This window comes from Alistipes ihumii AP11 (assembly GCF_025144665.1).
Classification (GTDB): domain Bacteria; phylum Bacteroidota; class Bacteroidia; order Bacteroidales; family Rikenellaceae; genus Alistipes_A; species Alistipes_A ihumii.
Genome location: NZ_CP102294.1, coordinates 1,657,248 through 1,677,911, shown reverse-complemented (window position 1 = coordinate 1,677,911; position 20,664 = coordinate 1,657,248). Strand labels below are relative to the sequence as shown.

Here is a 20,664-nt window from a genome sequence, read left to right as displayed (position 1 = left end):
AGTCTGAAACAATTTTCGCATATCAAAAACACCCTAATAGGGAACAAGAAGAGGAAACACGATCTGAAATCTGTAAGAAAAAGTGAAAAATTTCGGCCGAAAGTTCGAACAAATCCGGGCTGTGAGTCATTCCGAAACATGAAAATACTTAAAACCTTTTTGAAAAACTATAAAAAAATTCGACAAGCCGTGATTCGGCTTGTCGAATAACCCCGTAAGACGAATTCGTCCGGAAAGACTAATTCGATGGCTCCTCCTGCGTAGCATCGATATACTGCACCTTCCCGCTATAACTTCCGGAAAGCTCCGTCCGATCTCCCGACATTTCGACTCCGTCGAAAGAAATCGTGTAACTCTCCTGGTCGCGCGTAATGGTCACTTCGCCCCCGGTCAGCTTGCAGACGGCAGGAATCCCGCTGAAATACTCCGTAAGGAACGAGGTACAGTCGGCTCCCTCGCCGCCCCATATGCCTTCGCCGCTGCGGGAAGCCTGAACGGGGAAAGTACCTTCGGGCAAACCGTCGGTATAGAGATGGTCCGAGCCGGTCAGCAAATCGAAACGCAGAATGTTGCCGTAATAGTAATTGCCCACAGCATCGGCCGTCGTCAGATAACCGTTGTCGACCAAGGTAATGTACCAGTTATTATAGGTCGTCCCTTCTTTGGCGCCATACCATACCGCATAAGCCTCGACAGGTCCGACGGAACTTTTCTCGGTTACGTTCTCGTAATAGAACTCTCCTTCGAAATCGGCCCTGAAAGGCTCGCCGTATTCGTCCGTCGCATCCACGACGACCGTGTACCGGTCGCCGTCGCGGCTCACATCGACCGTACCCGACTCCAGAAAAATCATCGAAAGATCGGCCTCCATATCGTCGTAAGTCGGCCAAGTGATCGTACCGGGCTCGTCGTCTTCCGCAATGACATACCGTCCCGCAGGAATTCCCTCCTCGAAAGCGATGCCCGGATCGGCATTGATCGACATGAAACCGAGATGTTTCGTGAAATTTTCGTTATCGAAATCGATCGCCCAGGTCGTATATCCCTCTTCCTGCGAGTAGCCGCTGACGCCGGCATACACATAAGTCGCCGCAGGCTCTTCCGATCCGGAACCCGGAAGCGAAACAGTCAGGTCACCGCTGAATTTCCCGTTCACCGAATAGGCCGGCGACTGATCGTCATAAGCCGTGAACGAAACCTGATAATAGGTATTTCCCGGTTTTTTGCCCAGCACTTTGGTCAGATCGAGCAGCCCGCTGCAAAGGGGAGCCTCTACGACGGTCTGTCCGCTCGCATCGACGTACCAGCTATGCACTCGCTGCTCCTCGCTGTCGAGAGCGCCGGGCACGCAAGGTTCGCCGCCGTCCCCGATCAGATAACGACCGAACGGCGAGCCGCCCTTATCCACGCTCAGCTCGAACCGAACGCCCCGACCGGTCCGGAGCGAAGCATCGAATCCGGAAACGGACAAAGTCAGAAAATAGGTATCCGTCCGGGCCGTACTGAGTTCGGGCCGATAATCCAGCCGCGCCGACTCAATTTCCGGCAACGCCACGTTACCATTCAGATTACTGAGCGCCGTCTCCGGCGGGGGCGGGGGAGGCGTCTCTCCGCCCTTATCGTCCTCGCAACCGGTCCATAAAGCGGCTACGAATGCCATAGCCGTCATCCATAAGAAACATTTTTTCATAAACAATCGATTATTGATACGTTTTCCGGTCGGGCCTTCATTCCGTTGTTCTCCCCGACACCCGAACAGTACAAAGGTAGATTTTTCCTGGAAAATACCTCGCCGAAGGATCAGCAGCAACGGAATGATCCGATACTACTGCCCGTCTCCGAAAATACGGAAACCGCAATCCGCTTTTCCGATCCGATTCTTCATCGGGCGGAAAACATTTCGATCTCTCGAATGTCCGCCGAAATTCAAAGCCCGACAAGATACTGAACGACCGAACCCGAAAAAAGCCCTTCTCAAGCCATCCGTCGATCGAAATACGACCCTTTTATCGTCCGACTGCCGAAAAGCTGTCAAAAAGGCTTAAAACAAGCAAAAAAGGAGAAATCGGTCCGAACTTCTCCTGCACGAAAATTAGCCGCGGCTCCGCTTGCGATACAAAGCTTTTTTACTCGCTGCACCGGCGGCCAGACCATCAAAGCCTCTCCCGTACGGTAACGCAGAAATTCCGTCGAAGTCGCCATAGGCGAAGCGCCCTCATCCGAATGCGTTCTTCAGTAAATCAATAAAACGGCCGCCAGAAAATTCCGGCGGCCTTACGACCTATCACCTAATTTCTCTACCGCGTCAGTACGAACCTCAACTGGCATACCGTGCGGAACGGCACGCCGTCCTTCTTGGCCGGCTGCCACCCTCTGACAGCTATGTCGTACAGTTTGTCGATGAATATCTGAGAATATTGCCGGAGCGCCCCGTTCAGCTCGACTATCTTGTGTACGTTGCCCTGCTCGTCGATATCGGCTTCGAGCAGGAATACGTTCGGCTTGCCCTCTTCGAGCAGGCTGCGGTTTTCGATCAATCTCTCGATTTGCGGCTGCCATGCTTCGGAGAGCTTCTCGACCGTAAGGCCCTTGAAACTGGGAGCTTCGTAGCGAACGCCCTCGTGCTCGATATAATTGAATCCTATCCCCTTGAACTGCCGCCGGTTCCGGTCGTACGTCAGGCGTGCGACCGGCGATTGGGAAGTGATCGAAAAGACGAAATCCTTTCTTCCGATATGCAGCTTGAGCCGTTTGCAACCTTCCGAAAGAGTCGCATAATCCACCGTCACGCCTTCGATCTTGAAATCGCTGGCCATCTGCGCGGCAAACTCCTCCGGCGCATAACGGTATATGGAACCGTACCCGGGCGTCGTAATGATAATCCGGCAATCGGACTGGCCGAAAACCGCGGCCGAAGAGAAAAGACAAGTCAATAAGACGAGCGACAGCCGGAAAACCGGATCGGCCGCCCGGTTCATGCGAAACATTCTACGTTCGTTCATCGGGTCAGTATACTTTTGCGCTCGCTGCGCCGACAACTCATCGACGGCCCCGAGCGTTTCCGTCGGCGAAAAATGCTTTCGGTTTCCGCCTGTTCGGCCGAATCTCCGGAAAGTCGCACCGAGCTTTTACTTATCGGCTATTTTGGCCCAACTGTCTTTCAGCGTGACGGTCCGGTTGAAAACCGGCCTGCCGGGAGCCGAATCGCGGTCCATGCAGAAATAGCCCGTCCGTTCGAACTGAAACTTGTCGCCCACGGAAGCCTCGGCGAGCGACGGCTCCAGATAGCCGGTTACCTTGCGCAGCGACTCGGGGTTCAAGTAATCCAAAAAGGTCTTGCCCTCCTCCGGATCGTCGAGACTCGCGCGCGTGAACAGCCGGTCGAACAAACGGACCTCGGCCCGAACCGCATGCGCTGCCGAAACCCAATGAATCACGCCTTTCACCCGCCGGCCGTCGGACGACTTTCCGCCGGCCGACTCCGGATCGTACGTGCACCGGAGCTCCGTCACGCGGCCTTCCGCGTCGCGGATCACCTCGTCGCACCGGATCAGATAGGCATAGCGCAGGCGAACCTCGCCGCCCGGCGACAAGCGATAGTACTTTTTCGGAGGATTCTCCATGAAATCGCTCCGCTCGATCCATATCTCGCGGCCGAAAGGCACCCCGCGGCGTCCGGCCGACTCGTCCTCGGGATTATTGACGCATTCGACGGTTTCCTGCTTGTCCTCGGGATAGTTCGTGATGACTACTTTCAGCGGATCGAGCACCGCCATGCGCCGTTCGGCGCGCTTGTTCAGGTCCTCGCGCACGCAGAACTCGAGCAGCCCCAGATCGATCACGTTGTCGCGCTTGGCTACGCCCACCTTGTCGGCGAACATACGAATGCTCTCGGGGGTATAGCCCCGACGGCGGAGCGCGCTGATCGTCGGCATCCGGGGATCGTCCCAGCCCGTCACGATACCTTCCTGCACCAACTGAAGCAGCTTGCGCTTGCTCATCATCGTATAGGTCAGATTCAGCCGCGCGAACTCGTACTGGTGGCTCGGAAAAATCCCGAGTTTCTCGATAAACCAGTCGTATAGCGGACGGTGCACGTCGAACTCGAGCGTGCAGATCGAGTGCGTGATCCGCTCGATCGAGTCGCTTTCGCCATGGGCGTAGTCGTACATCGGATAGATGCACCACTTGTTCCCCGTACGGTGATGCTCGGAATGCAGAATGCGGTACATGATCGGATCGCGCAACAGCATGTTCGGATGCGCCATGTCGATCTTAGCCCGAAGCACTTTCTCCCCGTCGCCGAACTCGCCCGCGCGCATCCGCTCGAACAGATCGAGATTCTCTTCGACGGACCGGTTCCGCCACGGGCTTTCCGTACCCGGCACGGTCACCGTGCCGCGAGTCTGGCGAATCTGCTCCTGCGTCTGATCGTCCACATAGGCGAGTCCTTTTTTTATCAGCTCCTTGGCCCACTCGTACAACTGATCGAAATAGTCCGACGCATAGTGTTCGCCGGCCCACTCGAATCCGAGCCAGCGCACGTCCTCCTTGATCGAATCGACGTACTCGACGTCCTCCTTGACCGGATTCGTATCGTCGAAGCGCAGATTGCACAGGCCGCCGTATTTCTTGGCCAAGCCGAAGTTCAGGCAAATACTCTTGGCATGCCCTATGTGCAGATAGCCGTTGGGCTCCGGCGGAAAGCGAGTCTGGACACGCTTGTCGCCGCGCGCGATACTTTCCTCGATAATCTCTTCCAGAAAATTCAGGGGCCTCTCCACCGATGCCGCCGTTTCGTTCGGATTGCTCATGGTTCGATCAAATAGGGTTTCAGCCGCAAAGTGAACGACAAGGGTCCCGGACATGCCCGGCGCCAATACCTCCCGTCTTTTCCCAAAAGCAGCTACGTCGCAAAATTAATGTTATTTTCCAAAAAAACGCACGATCGGAAAATCCGGAGCCGCGCCTTTCCGAACGCCGGGCGAAAAAGACAAAACGGGAAAAAACCCACAAAGCCTGTTTTGGATTTTCAATCCGCAACACACGCCACGCCTCGGCACGGTCCGAACGAGTTCGACTCTGCGCCCGGCCCGCAGTCCGTTTTTACAAAGCCGGAAAACCCGAAACCGGCCGGTACGGACCCGCCGCCGAGCCTCTTTCCAAGATCGGAACCTATCGGATTCCCTACGCCCGCAACAGAAAACAGAAGAAGACAGTCAAGGAAAAGCGAACCTTCCGGAAAACAACGAAGGTACGGAAATGGTTCCGTACCTTCGTCTTTCATAAAGCGCCCGTCGTCCGGCACCGGTTTTCTCATTAGCGGACGATCGTCATTTCGTCGATCAGCCGAGTAGCGCCGGCATACTTGTCGATAATGAAAAGCACGTAACGTATATCGACGCTGATCGTTCGCTGCAACGCGGGCTCGAACGCTATGTCGCCGCTCATGGCCTCCCAGTTTCCGTCGAAAGCCAAACCGATCAGCTGACCTTTGGCGTTCATCACCGGACTGCCCGAATTGCCGCCCGTAATGTCGTTGTTGCTGATAAACCCGACGTGCAATACGCCCTTCTCGGCATACGGTCCGTAATCCTTCGTCCGGTACAGCTCCTTGAGCTTTTCGGGCACGGAAAATTCATAGGCATTCTCCGGATCTTCCTTGGCGATCACGCCGTCGAGCGTCGTGAAATAGTTATAGCTGACAGCGTCCTGGGGCTCGTAGGGCAGTACCTGCCCGTAGGTCAGCCGCATCGTGAAGTTCGCATCCGGGTAGAACACCTTGTCGGCATCCATCTCCATCAGCCCGGCGACATACAACCGGTGACCCCGTGCGAAGTCCTCGCTGAACGAATTGATCGGATCGATCAGCGCGTTATAGGTCTTCACTACCTCGCGACGCATTTTATAGGCCGGATCGTTGAGCAGCGCCTCGACGGTCGGAGAAGCGAGCAGCGCCTCGGCACGGCTCCGGTCGGCGAACGCCGAGTTGTCGTAAACATAGTCCACATAGGCATCCGCGTCGCCGCCGAACTGCTCCTCGATCACGACGAAGCTGCTGGGCAAATGCTCGGGCGCGATGCTGTCGCGCAGAATTCCGAACATCCGCTTGGCGATCTTGCGGTCGGTCGAAGGACTGTAATCCTTATAAAAGGCCTCCAGCTTTTTCTTCACGCTTTCGAGCTTCGACGAGTCGAGCCGGTTATCCTTGCCGACCAAAGGCCGGGCGATGCCTGCGGCCTGAATGATCTCGGTGCCGCGCAGCAGCGTTTCGGAGAAATACTGCAAACGGTCCATATACGGAGCCCGGCCCTCGACGGCCTTCCTGATCAGCGGCAGCGCCTCGCCGTACTTCTCCTTACGGGCGGGATCGGCGTTGACCCACTCGGTGAAACGCTTCTCGGTAGCGAGCTTCGTATCGCGCACCTTCAGCTTTTTCAGTCCGCGGCTCTCGCCGATCGAGTTTTTCCAGTAATTCGACGACATGGCATACTTCGACGCATACTGGATGCGAACCTCGTCGCTGGCCAGCATGTCCTCCATCATCAGTTTCTGACGCTCGCCGCGAATGAAAATGCGGTTCGGATTGTCCGTGCCCAACGTGTAGTCGATCTCATAGGAAGTCTTATAGCGCTCGGTCGATCCCGGAAAGCCGATGATCATCGCGAAGCTCCCCGGCTTGTACCCTTTCAGCGAAACGGTCAGATGGGCCGGAGCGGCGTAAGGCACGTTATCCTTGCTGTATTCGGCCGGTTGCCCGTCACGGTCCGAATAGACGCGGAAAACCGAAAAGTCGCCCGTATGGCGCGGCCACATCCAGTTGTCGGTATCGCCGCCGAACTTACCGATCGAGGAAGGAGGAGCTCCCACCAGACGAACGTCCTTGAATATCTCCTTGACGAACATCAGATACTGGTTTCCGCCGAAAAAGTCCTGAATCTCCACTTCCTGATGCTCGTTGTCGAGCTCGGTCTCTTTCTTGATCCGCTCGACGATCTCCGCCACCTTCGCTTCGCGGTCCTTCTCCGACAGCGTGTCGCTCAACTGAGGCAGAATACGATCCGAAACGTCGCTGATCCGGCGAATGAACGTCACGGTCAGACCCGGCGTAGGAATCTCCTCCTGATCGGACATCGCCCAGAAACCGTTCTTCAGGTAGTCGTGCTCGACGCTGCTGTGGCTCTGGATCGCATCGAATCCGCAATGGTGGTTCGTCAGCAGCAGTCCCCGGTCCGAAACGATCTCGCCGGTGCAGCCGTTCCCGAAAATTACGATCGCATCTTTGATCGCGTCTCCGTTCAAGTTGTAAATGTCCTTGGCCGACAGCTTGAAACCCTTGGCCTTCATGTCCCTGATGTTCAGTTTCTCGAGATACGGCAGCAGCCACATCCCCTCGTCCGCTTTCAGCGAAGGCGCGCCGAGCGCCAGCAGCAGACAGGCAATCAACAATTTTTTCATATTTAAGTTTTTAGATGAGTTGTGTCATATACGGTTGATCTTCTTCCGCGCCGCTTACTTGCCGATCTCGAGCATACGTCGGATCGAGCCCTCGGCCTTCCGCCGGATCTCCTCGTCGAGAACGACTTCGGGCGACTCGTCGAGCAACGCACGGTATATCTTGTCGAGCGTGACCATTTTCATGAACGCGCAGTTGTTGCATCCGCAGGAAGCGTCTTCGGGAGGAGCCGGAATGAAAGTCTTCCCGGGATTCTCCTTTCGCATCTGGTACAATATGCCCGCTTCCGTCACGACGATGAACGTATCGGCCGGATCGGTCGAAGCGAACCGCAGGAGCGCGGCCGTGCTGCCGATGTAGTCGGCCGCGAGCAGCACCGTCTTCTTGCACTCGGGATGAGCGAGCACCTTGGCTTCGGGATACTTTTTTTTCAGTTCGAGAATCTTTTCCAGCGAAAATTCCTCGTGCACGCCGCAGGCACCGTCCCAGACGACCATATCGCGGCCGGTCACGCCGCGGATGTAGTTGCCCAGATTGCGGTCGGGCGCAAAAACGATCTTCGCGTCGGAAGGCAGGCTGCGGATCACGTCCACCGCGTTGCTCGACGTACAGCAGATATCGGTCAGCGCCTTGACCCCGACCGACGTATTGACGTACGACACGACCGTATGTCCCGGATAGCTTTTCAGGAACTCGGCGAAATCCTCCGCCCGGCACGAATCGGCCAGCGAGCATCCCGCGGCAGGTTCGGGCAAAAGCACCTTCTTGTCCGGAGACAATATCTTAGCGGTCTCGGCCATAAAGTGCACGCCGGCGAACAGGATGATCCGCGCATCGGTCCGGGCGGCCTGTTGCGACAGCGCCAGGCTGTCGCCCGTGAAATCGGCTATGCGCTGCACTTCGGGCAGCGTATAGTAGTGCGCCAGAATTACCGCGCCTTTCTCTTTCTTCAGCCGGACGATCCGGGCGGCCAATTCGGTTTCCGGCGACGGAAGCTTGTTGTCGACAGTCATTTTTCTTTTTCTTTCGTTTTAATTCAATAAAAAGGAAAAATAAGAGTAATAATAGACGTTCATATTGTTCGTAACTTTTTTCCTTTGAACCGTAAAATTCGTAATTAAACTTCTAAAAACAATCGATTAACATTTATTTTCAGGTATATCGATTGATTTTCAATCTTTTTTATCGCTCGATCGACAGATGTAGACAATATTTGTCAACAGATCGGACACGTTGCCGAAAGGGGCGGATTATTGTATTCCGGCTTTCGATAAGCTGTCCGGAAAACGGAACGGATTTCCCTTGCTTTTCCGAAAAATTCTCTTCTATATTTTTTTCGCCGGAACGTCCAACTTTCGGCGGCCGGAAAAGAATCAATTCGGCGAACAGCTTGCCCGGGCCGAATGAACAGTTTATCAACTTTCCGACGTAAGAAAGAAACGCCTTGTGCGCAGCGAATTGTCATCGTAAAGGGAAAAAGTTATCGTCAGCGACTGCTTTCGCAGAGTTCGGCGACGACACCTTCGGCCAAAAGGTCGTAGAATTTTCCGTCCGGCAAGTTTTCTGAGGTGACGGGCCGTCCGCTGTCCGCCGCTTCCGACACGCTGCGAATCAGAGGTATGCTGGCCAGTAGGGGCAGCTTTTCTTGTTCGGCGATCCGGGCGGCTTCTCCTTCTCCGAAAATATAGTAACGATTGTCGGGCAGCTCGGCGGGAGTGAACCAGGCCATGTTCTCGACCAGTCCCAGGATCGGAATGTTCACTTTCTCGTTGCGGAACATATGTACCCCCCGTACGACATCGGCCAAAGCCACCCGTTGGGGAGTCGTGACGATCAGGGCTCCGTCCACCTTCATTTCCGAAATGACGGACAAGTGTACGTCGCCCGTTCCCGGGGGAAGGTCCAGCAACAGAAAATCGAGCGGACCCCACAGCGTCTGGTGGATCATTTGCCGGAGCGCATTGGTCGCCATGGGACCGCGCCACATCAGCGCGTCGCCCGGCGGGATGAAGAAGCCGATCGACATGACCTTGACGCCGTAGGCCTCGGCGGGAACGATCCACTCTTTCCCTTCGATGTTCTCTCCTTCCGGACGATAGTCTTCCACGCCGAACATCATCGGCTGTGAAGGGCCGTAAATGTCGGCGTCGAGCACTCCCGTCCGGTAACCCGCTTTGGCCAAGGCGACGGCCAGATTGGCCGTGACGGTGCTTTTCCCTACGCCTCCCTTGGCCGAACTGACGGCCACGATCCGGCGGATGCGGTCGTCGGCGCCCAGCGGGACCGTCTGCCTTTCGTTTTTTTTCTTAGGTGGGGCCTCCTTGACGAACACCGATATTTTTCCGGCGTATTGCGGGTAGCGGGAGGCGACGGCTTCCTCGCTGCGCTTGCGGATCGCTTGAGCGAACGGGTCGCGCGCCCGGGCGAAGACGATCGTGATGCGGATGCCTTCCTCGTCGATACGGACACCGTCGACCATACCGAGCGACACGATGTCCGACTGCAGTTCGGGATGCTGCACGCCGTGCAGCACGTCCAGTATTTCGTTTTCTGTCATATACTCTCCGGCTGTTGCATTATTCTTGCTGCAAAGATAACGTTAATGGAAATAATTCGTAAATTTACGCGCAAATATCCGGCCGATAGGCCGTTATCGCGAATAACAAACAATCGATAAATAGATGAACCAGTTTATTAAGACGTTTCTGGCCTGCCTGCTCGCTTTCGTGGTGGCCAATATTCTGATCGGGGTATTTTTCGTCATGGTGCTGGCCGGCATCGGGTCGCTTTTCAGCGAGAAGGCGGTTTCCGTCGAGCCGGGCTCCGTGCTGCGGATCGATCTTTCGGAGAGGATAGTCGATTCTCCCTCCTCGAATCCGTTCTCGGCTCTGGGAATGGAGGAGCTGTTGTCGATGGAAGTTTCGCGCAGCCTGGCGCTGATTGACGTGCTCGGCGCGATCGAGCGGGCCGAGACGGACGACCGGATCGAGGGAATCTACCTGAACGTGGCTCCTACGATGAGCCTCGGCATGGCGTCGCTCGAGGAGATACGCGACGCCGTGCTGCGTTTCCGGCAGTCGGGCAAATGGGTGATCGGGTATTCCGACTATTATACGCAGGCATCCTATTATATGTCTACGGCGGCCGAAAAGGTTTACCTGAACCCGGAAGGGGGGGTCGAATGGGTCGGCCTGGCTTCCGGCGTATTGTTTTACAAAGGTCTGCTCGACAAGATGGACCTGCAGCCCGAAGTGATCCGGCACGGAGAGTTCAAGGCGGCCGTCGAGCCGTTTATCACCGACCGCATGAGTCCGGCCAACCGACTTCAGATGGAACGTCTGCTCGGGTCGATATGGGGACATGTCGTGCAGAACGTCGCTTCGGCCCGGGGAATCGATTCGACGGACTTGCAGCGGTATGCGTCCGAGCTGACGCTCGCCGACGGCGAAAGCGCCGTGCGGACGAAAATGGTCGATTCGCTGGCCTATGCCGCCGACATGGAGCGGATGCTGTGCGAGCGGACGGGAGCGGACGACGAGCCGCGGTACGTATCTCTCGCGGAGTACGTCGATCAGCCTAAGGAGCCTATCAAGAAGCTTTCTAAGAATCATATAGCCGTCGTTTATGCCGAAGGGCAGATCGTGGACGGAAAGAGCAGGGAAGGCTTGGTCGGAGGAAACTCGCTGGCGGCCCGTCTGGCCGATGTGCGCCGCGACGACCGGGTGAAGGCCGTCGTGCTACGCGTGAACAGTCCGGGCGGCAGCGCGCTGGCTTCCGAAGTGATCTGGCACGAGATCGAGCAGATCCGCCAGGAGCGCCCGGTGATCGTTTCGATGGGAAATGTGGCGGCTTCGGGCGGATATTACATTTCGTGTCCCGCCGATGCCATCATGGCTTCGCCGGTCACGCTGACCGGGTCGATCGGCGTGTTCGGACTGATGTTCAACGGCGAGCAGACGCTCCGCAACAAGCTGGGCATTACGGTCGACGTAGCCAAGACCAATCCGTCGGCCGATCTGGGCATGACCGTATTCGGGGCCGTCGGGGTGCGGCCGCTCAGTTCCGCCGAACGGCAGTTCATGCAGAACGGCGTCGAGCGCGTGTATGAGACTTTCGTGGGCCATGTGGCCGAGGGACGCAATATGAGCGTCGCGGCGGTGGACAGTATCGGGGGAGGTCGTGTGTGGTCCGGGATCGATGCGGCCCGGATAGGTCTGGTAGACGGTTTCGGAGGACTGAGAGAGGCGATCGCGCTGGCGGCCGACCGGGCCGGAGTGGCCGGCGACTTCCGGATCGTGACGCCGGCCGACGAGCTCGATCCCCTGTCGCAGGTTCTGAGAATGATGTCGGCCGAGAGCCGCGCCGAGTTGTTCAAGGGCGAGTTCGGAGAGATCTACTCGCAGTACGAAATGCTGCAAAACATACTGGGGGCCGGCGGAGTGCAGGCCATTATGCCTTACGATGTCCGGATGCGCTGAGGCGCGGGACTTTCGCAGGGAACGCGGGTTGTCGGGCGGAGCGCTCCGCCCGACAATTATTTGCATAAAGTTTGATTTCCAATCTTTTTGAGTTATTTTTGAAAGTTGGAAGTTGTTCGCTATGAAGTTACCCGCTCTGATAGCGGCCCCGTTGGCCTGGATATACGGTCTGATAATCAACGTCAGGCACAAGCTGTTCGATCTGAAGATTCTCCGGAGCGAGGAGTTCGACATTCCGGTCGTGTGCGTGGGCAATCTGACTGTCGGCGGTACGGGCAAGACGCCGGTGACCGAATTTCTGATCGAGCGTCTTTCGGGCGAGCGGCGAGTGGCCGTACTTTCTCGCGGGTATCGCCGCAGGACCAAAGGGTTCGTGCTCTCTACTCCGCGCTCGTCGGTTAAGAGCATAGGCGACGAACCCAAGCAGATGAAGATGAAGTATCCCGACGTTCCGATGGCGGTTTGCGAAAAAAGGGCCGAGGGAATCCGCCGGCTGAGGGAAATTCACCCCGAGATCGAACTGGTTATTCTCGACGACGCTTTTCAGCACCGGTATGTCGAGCCTTGGGTCAATATCCTGCTGATGGACTACAATCGTCCGGTTTACCGCGACCGGCTGTTGCCGTGGGGCCGGTTGCGCGACACGCGAGGACAGATCGACCGGGCCAATTTCGTGCTGGTCACCAAGTGTCCCGAGGACCTCAACCCGCTCGACATGCGCATCGTGCGCAACTCGTTGGGACTCTATCCTTACCAATCGCTCTATTTCTCGAGAATGGAGCAGGGCGAGGCGCTGCCGCTGTTCGCCGACCGGACCGAGAGACGGGTTCGCCGGGGCGACCGGGTGATCGTCATGGCGGGAATAGCCGATCCCGGTCCGCTGCTTCATGAGACCGGATCCCGGTACGATGTCGTCGATACGCTGATTTTCAACGATCATCATACCTATCGCGTGAGCGACATCCGGAAAGTGGAGCAATTGCTCGGTCTGTACGAGGATGCTGTGATCGTCACCACCGAGAAGGATGCGGTCAAGCTGACCAACCGCAGCCGCATACCCGAGACGGTGCAGCGCAAGCTGTACTACGTGCCCGTGCAAGTTTCATTCGTGGGGGATTCCGAAGCCGAGTTCCTCCGTCAAATCGAGCTATATGTTAGAACGAATCAAAAGTACAGCGTCCTTCATCCGGAGTAAGGTCGATTTCGATCCGCAAGTAGGTATCATCCTCGGAACGGGCCTCGGCGGTCTCGTGAATCACATCGACATAGCCGCGACGCTCGATTACCGGGATATTCCCGATTTTCCCGTATCGACCGTCGAAGGGCATGCCGGACGCTTCATTTTCGGCTCGCTGGGCGGCAAGAGGGTCGTAGCGATGCAGGGAAGGTTCCATTATTACGAGGGCTATACGCCGCAGCAGGTCGTCTTTCCGGTGCGGGTGATGAAGTTTCTGGGCATCCGCTGCCTGTTCGTGTCGAACGCCAGCGGCGGAGTCAACCCGATGTTCAGGACCGGCGACCTGATGGTCATTACGGATCACATCAACCTGATTCCGAACCCTCTGATCGGTCCGAACATCGACGAGCTGGGGACCCGATTTCCGGACATGAGCGAGCCGTACAGCCGCAAGCTGATCGCCCTCTCCGACGAGGTGGCCCGCAAAGCGGGCATCCCGCTTCAGCACGGATGCTATATAGGCGTGACCGGCCCCACGTTCGAGACGCAGAAGGAATACTCGTTCTACCGGACGGCCGGCGCCGACACGGTAGGCATGTCGACGACGCCCGAGGTGATCGCGGCACGACATATGGGGTTGCCCGTATTCGCCGTTTCCATCATTACGAATATGGGACTTGCGGGACTCAAGTCGACGCACGAGGAAGTGCAGGCCGAGGGAGCCAAGGCCGAGGTCCGGATGACGAAGCTATTCACGGGTTTGCTCGAAGAGCTCTGATCTTCGATGTTTTTCCCGGAAGAACGTTTATAGGACGGGGCGCGGTGTCGCGACCGGCTGGAGGCGGCGGGAATCGGAGACGATACCGGAGGATCCGAGCGAGGGAGAAAGACCGTTCGTGTCTTTCGGGCTCGGGACCGCGGGCGAGAATTTCAAGGAACCAATAGAGACGATTATGGTAAACAAAGTCATTTTGATAGGAAACGTGGGCATGGACCCCGAAGTGCGCGCCCTCGAGGGCGGAGCCAAGGTGGCGCGGCTCAGGATCGCCACGACCGAGCGGATCTACAACCGCCAGACGCAGGAAACCAAGGAGCATACCGAGTGGCATACGGTGACCCTGTGGAGAGGATTGGCCGACGTGGCCGACCGGTATGTCCGCAAGGGCAGCCAGGTCTATATCGAAGGCAGCCTGCGCACGCGGGAATGGACCGATAAGGACAACAACAAGCGCTATACGACCGAAATCGTAGCCAATGACATGAAGATGCTGGGCCGACGCGCCGAAGGGACCGGCGCGCCGATGGACGGAACTACCTACGGCACGCCGGCCCGTCCTGCGGCCGCGGCGCCGCAGCCGTCTTACGGTACGCCCGCTCCGTCCTACGGCGGAGGAGAGATTCCGGCTGCCGCGCAGGACGAAGTCGACGACCTGCCTTTCTGATTTGCAGGACAGGCGATCGGCTTATAGGTTGCAGGCCGCACGCGAGACACGGCCGCGGCATGACTTTTCCGGAAGCCCGGATGCTCCGCAGGATGCCTTTGCGACAGGGAAGGTGCGCACGGTTTTTGACGGGGCGGATTCACAAAGCAGAAGAGCGATGAGCGATAACGATTGGAAAAGCCGGTTAGGTACGGTCTATTCGACCGATCCCGACTTCCGGTATCGGACAAAAGAGGAGCCCGAACCCGAGACGCTGCCTCCGCCGAGCCAGAACCTGCGTGTATGGATAGACCGCAAGCGGCGGGCAGGCAAGCAGGTAACGCTCGTGACGGGATTCGTCGGCAGCGAGGACGATCTCAGGGAACTGGGTCGCATGCTGAAGGGCAAGTGCGGAGTCGGGGGTACGGCCAAGGACGGCGAGATCGTCATACAGGGCGATCACCGCGACCGAGTGGTCGAGCTGCTGGCCGGTGCGGGTTACCGGGTCAAAAAGGCGGGAGGATAGCCTATGGCTCGTATGCTCGCGCGAGTCGTTCTGCTGTTTTGCGCCTTGTTGCCATCCGTCGCTTCGGGACAATACTACGACTGGGGTCGGTCGCCTCAGGGGATGCGCTGGATGCAGGCCAAGCTGCCGTCGGGAAAAGTCGTTTTCCCCGACTATTATTCGGACAATGCCGCGCGCGTGGCCCGCTACCTCGATACGATCCGTCCGTCGATTTCCTACGGTTTCGAGTACGCTCCGCTGAAGATGCCGGTCGTGCTCCATACGGAGAATTTCGTCGCCAACGGCATGGCGATGTGGGCGCCCAAGCGCATCGAGCTCGAGATGATTCCCGACGCCCAGCCTTTCGCCGAGCCCTGGCTCAAGCATCTGGTGACGCACGAGTACCGCCATGCCGTACAGTACGGCAATCTGTACCGCCGTTTTATGAAGGGGCTCGGGTACGTGCTCGGACAACAGGCCGGTTTCGTCAGTTCGGTGCTCGTTCCGGTCTGGTTTCTCGAGGGCGACGCCGTGATGGCCGAAACTCAGATGTCGTCGTTCGGGCGCGCGCTTCAGCCGTCGTTTACGGTCGAGTACCGGGCCTATCTGACCGAGGGGAAGCAGCGGTTTCCGCTCGACAAGTGGTTCTGCGGGTCGTACAGGAACTATATTCCCGACCATTACCAGTTCGGCTATCAGCTGGTGGCCTGGTCGAGGGAGCGATACGGCGACGACATGTGGTCGCGCGTGGCCGATTACGGGGCGCGGCGTCCGTATACGATCCTGACGACCAAATGGGCGCTGCGCAAGTATTACCGGACCTCGGTGAACCGGATCGCCCGCTCGACGCTGGACGACCTGACCCGCTTCTGGCGCTCGCAGCCCGTCGAGCCGAACAGCGCCTCGATTCTGCCGACGCCCCTGACGAGCTATACCGTCTACAGGTCGCCCATGCGGCTCGACGGCTCGACGCTGCTCGCGCTCAAAAAGGACATGGACCGTCCGAACCGTCTGGTGGCCGTCGATCTGGCGACTGGCCGGGAGCGGCGGATCGCATGGACCGGAAGCGTCAACACGCCTCCGGTGCTGGGCGACAGCGTGATCTACTGGAGCGAGTACCGCAGCAGTACGCTGTGGGAACAACGGGTGTTTTCGGTGGCTTGCCGATACGATCTGCGCACCGGGCGGCGCAAGACGCTGCGCAAGAGAGGGAACGCTCTCTATCCGACGCCGCTTCCGGGAGGCCGGCTGGTTACGGTCGGTTACGACTATACGGGGCAGTATCTGCTCGACCGAGGAGACGGGAGGCGATTCCCTTTTCCCCGCACGATGTCGGTACACGGTCTCGCTTACGACAGCCTGACCCGGACGCTCGCTTTTATCGGGCTGGACGACGAGGGAATGTCGATCGGAGCGATCGATCCCGAGAGCGGAGCGATCCGCACGCTTCTGAAGCCTTCCTACGTCAGTATCTATAATCTGCGCGCCGGGGCGGGCCTGCTTTCGTTCAACTCGATCCAGTCGGGCAAGGACGAGATCCATCTGTACGACCTGCGCGCCGGCCGGCAGTACCGGCTCAGCCGCTCCCGTTACGGCTCGCTGTCGCCGTCGGCTCCCGAGGCCGACAGTTTGTACTATTTCACGACCTATACGCTCGACGGCTACCGGCTCTCGACCCAGCGGGCTACGGCCGATTCGCTCGTCGAGGTCGAGTATTCGGAGCTTCCGGTCAACCGGGTCAATCCGCCGCGACGCAAATGGGACGTGATGAACATCGACACGGTGGACGTGTCGTTCGAGTTTGCCGAGGGTACGCCTGTCAAGCGGTTCCGTAAGGGGACGCACCTGTTCAACGTGCACAGTTGGGCTCCGTGGGACTTCGATCCGGTCAAGGTTACGAGCGAGACCCGCTTCAACGTTGGAGTCGGCGCGACCGTCATGTCGCAGGACCTGTTGAGCAGTACGACCGCCTACTTGGCTTACGGATACGTGGGAGGCGGTACGAGCCAGCTCCGGGGTGCGCTGAACTATTACGGTCTGGCGCCGAAGTTCGAGCTCGGTTTCAACTACGGCGGAGGGCGGCAGTCGCTGTACGGCTTCCTCAGCGAGGAGCAGGTGCCGAGACGGAAAAAGTATTTCGACCTGAGCCTGAAGGTCTCCCTGCCGATGACTCTGTCGTCGGGTTATCACACGCGGACGCTGACTCCCTATGCCGAGCTCCGCCACATCAACGCGCTGATTTGGGAGAACGATCGCTCGGAGACGGGCTATCAGCGCCTCGTGGCCGGGCTGTTGTTCTCCGACAACGTGCGGATGGCCACGCGCGACTTTCTGCCCCGCTGGGGCTATGCGCTGCGCTTTTCGACGGTGTCGGCTCCTTTCCGGGGCGGTTTCGGGCGCATCCTCTCGCTGTACGGCCGCGTTTACCTGCCCGGACTGATGCCGCATCACTCGCTGATGCTGCGCGGTAATTTACAACGCCAGACCGCTTCGGATTACATGTTCTATTACAAGGAGCTCTATCCCCGGGGAGCCGGATACGACTATGTGGCGTCGCGCTACGCCTCTGTGACGGCCGACTATCAGTTCCCCGTATGGTGTCCCGACGGCGGAATCAACAGCATCGTCTATTTCACGCGCATCCGGATGAATCTCTATTTCGACTACGCACGCTATCAGGAGAAGCGGGCGGCGATGGCGGGGCCGTACTATCCGATGCGGTCGGTCAACTCCTATGGAGGAGAGATTCTGTTCGACATGCATCCGTTGAGGATTCCTGCGAAGGAAGCCACACTCGGCGTCTATGTTTACAAGCCGGGAGACCGCAGCGGCGTGGTGACGGGAATCCATTTCTCGCTTCCGCTCTGACGGGGGCGCGGGCCGGCTGTCTCTCGGCTGCATTCGGGGGGAGCTCGCTTGCCGCAATGTTCCCGATGCGTGCTGATGGTCTTTTGCAGGGGCTGTGTTCTTTCGGGTCGGTTCGTTCCTTATGGGCGGCGGCCGATCCCTGTCGGCCCGGGTCTCCGCAGGCCGCCTTTCGATGCGTTTGTCGTCCGTTATGACCTTGTCCGGCGTGAGTTCTCGTACGTCCGCTCCGACCGCTGTGCGCCCGATCGCCAAAATAAGCGGGGAGGCGGATGCGTTCTTACTGGAAATAGCGATTAAAATCGTACCTTTGTTCCGTTAAGTTCGCATCGTTATGGATAAAAAGAAGATACTCGAGCGGCTTCAGACGCCGAAAGCCGTCAGGTGGTTCTGGATCATTCTGTGCGCGCCCGTCGCACTGATCCTCTTGCTGCTTCTGCTCACTCGTCTGGGGGTGTTCGGCAAATTGCCCACGTTCGAGGAACTCGAGAATCCGAAAAGCAATCTGGCTACCGAAATCTATTCCGACGACGGAGAGATGATAGGCAGCTTCTTTATCCAGAACCGGTCTTACGTCGATTACAACGAGCTTTCTCCCGCGCTGGTGGCCGCGCTGATATCGACCGAGGACATGCGCTTCTATTCCCATTCGGGAATCGATTTCATCTCGCTGGCCCGGGTGGCCGTCAAGACGCTCGCGCTGGGCAACCGGAGGCAAGGGGGAGGCAGTACGATCACGCAGCAGCTGGCCAAAAACCTGTATCCGCGCGATACGGCCGTCTATAACAATCCGATCTCGAAAGGTTCCAAACTCGTCATATCCAAGCTCAAGGAGTGGATTACGGCCGTCATGCTCGAGTATAACTATACGAAAGAGGAGATCATCACGATGTACCTCAATACGGTTCCTTACGGCAGCAATGCCTACGGGATCAAGTCCGCTGCGAGGACTTTTTTCAACAAGTTGCCTTCGGAGCTGAACGTGCAGGAGGCGGCGATGCTCGTGGGCGTCGTCAATGCGCCGACGCGGTACAGCCCGCGCAGCAATCCCGACCGGGCGCTCGCAAGGCGCAACACGGTCATCAGCCGCATGAGGGAGAAAGGCTATCTGACCCGCGCGCAGCGCGACTCGATTCAGGCGCTGCCCATCGAGCTGGACTTCCGCCCGATTTCCCACAACGCGGGTACGGGAACCTATTTCCGCGAAATGCTGCGCATGGTGATGACTTCCGGCAAGCCGTCGCGCGAGAGCTTCGGACCGGGCGCGGCCGGCGACTGGGACTACCGTCAGGCCGTCGAGCAGTGGGAAAGCAACCCGCTTTACGGCTGGTGCGACAAGAACGTGAAGGCCAACGGACAGCCTTACGACCTGTACCGCGACGGACTGAAGATTTATACGACGGTCAATGCGACGATGCAGCGATATGCCGAGCAAGCCGTCTGGGAACAGATGGGGGAAACCGTGCAGCCTATGATGGACCGGGTTACGAAGGCGCGGGGCTCCGTTTTCTCGGATATCAGCAAGGACGAGCGCGAAGCGATCATGAGGCGCGCGAAAAAGAACTCGGACCGTTACCGACAGATGAAGCGCGCCGGAGCTACCGACGCCGAGATCGACAAGGCGTTCGCTACGCCCGTGCCGATGCGCGTGTTCAGCTACAAGGGCGACCGCGATACGGTGATGTCTCCCGACGACTCGCTGATGTACTATAAGAAGTTCCTGCGGGCCTCGTTCATGGCAGTCGATCCGTCGAACGGCTATGTGAAGGCCTACGTCGGAGGAACGTCCTACCGCTATTTCAAATACGACATGGCCAAGCAGGGCCGGCGTCAGGTCGGCTCGACGATCAAGCCGTTCGTATACACGTTCGCGATCGAGCAGCTCGATCTGACGCCTTGCACGCAGGTTCCGAACCTGCCTGTGACGATCGAGACCGACAACGAGCCCTGGTCTCCGCGCGAGGCGAGCAAGGTCGTATACGACGGCGAGTGGAAGCCGTTGCGCTGGGGGCTGGCCAACAGCCGTAACAACTATTCGGCCTGGATCATGAAGCAGGCGCGGCAGCCGCAGGCTGTGGCCGACTTCATCCATAAGTTCGGTATCCGCAGCTACATCGATCCGGTTTATGCGCTCTGTCTGGGGACTTCCGACTTCTCGCTGTTCGAGCTGGTAGGGGCCTACGGTACGTTCGCGAACCGGGGCGTGCATGTCGATCCGATTTTCGTCACGCGAATCGAGGATCGCCACGGGAACGTGCTCGCGAACTTCACGTCGCCGTCGCAGGACGCCATTTCGGAGCAGTCGGCCTATACGATGCTCGGTATGCTCAAGCGCGTCGTGAACGCCGGTACGGCCGGCCGCATACGGGCTTTGGGGCTGAAGGCCGACATGGGCGGCAAGACGGGAACCTCGCAGAAGAACTCCGACGCATGGTTCGTCGGCGTGACGCCGAAGCTCGTGGCGGGGGCCTGGGTCGGCGGCGAGGACCGGAGCATCCATCTGTCGTCCGGCGGCGAGGGATCGCGGATCGCGCTGCCCATTTTCGCCAATTTCATGAAAAAGGTTTACGGCGATTCGAAGCTCGGCATAACGGAAAAGGATCAGTTCCCGATTCCGGTCAATGCCGTGTCGTACGACTGCGACGAGTCGGCTGAGCCGGCGGCGGCGCTGCCCTCTTCGGGAGGAGGAGACGAATTCTTCGATTGATGATGTGTCCGGTGGAATGATAAAATCTGTTTGTAAATAAACAAATTGAATAAAA

General features: G+C 58.1%; 13 protein-coding genes. 7 read left to right on the top strand and 6 right to left on the bottom strand.

The genetic code is table 11. The annotated features are described in order from the left end of the window. Positions 1-238 precede the first annotated feature (238 nt). The 6 genes from NQ491_RS06830 to NQ491_RS06805 form a co-directional block, all read right to left on the bottom strand. Positions 239-1,690: a hypothetical protein gene (locus tag NQ491_RS06830; RefSeq protein ID WP_019246182.1), complete on the bottom strand. Its 1,452-nt coding sequence runs from the start codon at positions 1,688-1,690 to the stop codon at positions 239-241. A gap of 607 nt (positions 1,691-2,297) precedes the next feature. After that, a complete protein-coding gene (locus tag NQ491_RS06825) occupies positions 2,298-3,002 on the bottom strand; it encodes a hypothetical protein (RefSeq protein ID WP_147524805.1) in 705 nt (234 codons plus the stop codon). Between the two features lie 126 nt (positions 3,003-3,128). Then, complete coding sequence (locus tag NQ491_RS06820) at positions 3,129-4,814, bottom strand: glutamine--tRNA ligase/YqeY domain fusion protein (RefSeq protein WP_019246180.1); 1,686 nt, start codon at positions 4,812-4,814, stop codon at positions 3,129-3,131. A gap of 505 nt (positions 4,815-5,319) precedes the next feature. After that, entirely contained in the window at positions 5,320-7,458 is a 2,139-nt protein-coding gene (locus NQ491_RS06815; protein WP_019246179.1) for a S46 family peptidase, read from the bottom strand. Between the two features lie 54 nt (positions 7,459-7,512). Further along, positions 7,513-8,469 (bottom strand): quinolinate synthase NadA, encoded by a 957-nt coding sequence (gene nadA / locus NQ491_RS06810; protein ID WP_019246178.1) that lies wholly within the window; start codon positions 8,467-8,469, stop codon positions 7,513-7,515. 473 nt (positions 8,470-8,942) lie between these two features. Then, complete coding sequence (locus NQ491_RS06805; protein WP_259800476.1) at positions 8,943-10,013, bottom strand: Mrp/NBP35 family ATP-binding protein; 1,071 nt, start codon at positions 10,011-10,013, stop codon at positions 8,943-8,945. Positions 10,014-10,137: 124 nt separating this feature from the next. Here NQ491_RS06805 and sppA point away from each other — a divergent pair, with 124 nt between their 5' ends. From sppA to NQ491_RS06770, 7 genes are all read left to right on the top strand, one after another. Next, positions 10,138-11,934, top strand: coding sequence for a signal peptide peptidase SppA (gene sppA, locus NQ491_RS06800; RefSeq protein WP_019246175.1), 1,797 nt, complete (start codon positions 10,138-10,140; stop codon positions 11,932-11,934). A gap of 121 nt (positions 11,935-12,055) precedes the next feature. Next, a complete protein-coding gene (gene lpxK / locus NQ491_RS06795) occupies positions 12,056-13,129 on the top strand; it encodes a tetraacyldisaccharide 4'-kinase (RefSeq protein ID WP_019246174.1) in 1,074 nt (357 codons plus the stop codon). After that, positions 13,086-13,889 (top strand): purine-nucleoside phosphorylase, encoded by an 804-nt coding sequence (locus NQ491_RS06790; protein WP_019246173.1) that lies wholly within the window; start codon positions 13,086-13,088, stop codon positions 13,887-13,889. Before lpxK ends, NQ491_RS06790 begins: the two co-directional genes overlap by 44 nt. A gap of 175 nt (positions 13,890-14,064) precedes the next feature. Next, positions 14,065-14,553: a single-stranded DNA-binding protein gene (locus tag NQ491_RS06785; protein ID WP_026089689.1), complete on the top strand. Its 489-nt coding sequence runs from the start codon at positions 14,065-14,067 to the stop codon at positions 14,551-14,553. Positions 14,554-14,710: 157 nt separating this feature from the next. Next, complete coding sequence (locus tag NQ491_RS06780) at positions 14,711-15,058, top strand: translation initiation factor (protein ID WP_019246171.1); 348 nt, start codon at positions 14,711-14,713, stop codon at positions 15,056-15,058. A 3-nt stretch (positions 15,059-15,061) separates the two neighbouring features. Continuing rightward, entirely contained in the window at positions 15,062-17,905 is a 2,844-nt protein-coding gene (locus tag NQ491_RS06775) for a hypothetical protein (protein WP_026089688.1), read from the top strand. Positions 17,906-18,236: 331 nt separating this feature from the next. Continuing rightward, positions 18,237-20,609, top strand: coding sequence for a transglycosylase domain-containing protein (locus tag NQ491_RS06770; protein ID WP_019246169.1), 2,373 nt, complete (start codon positions 18,237-18,239; stop codon positions 20,607-20,609). Positions 20,610-20,664 lie beyond the last annotated feature (55 nt).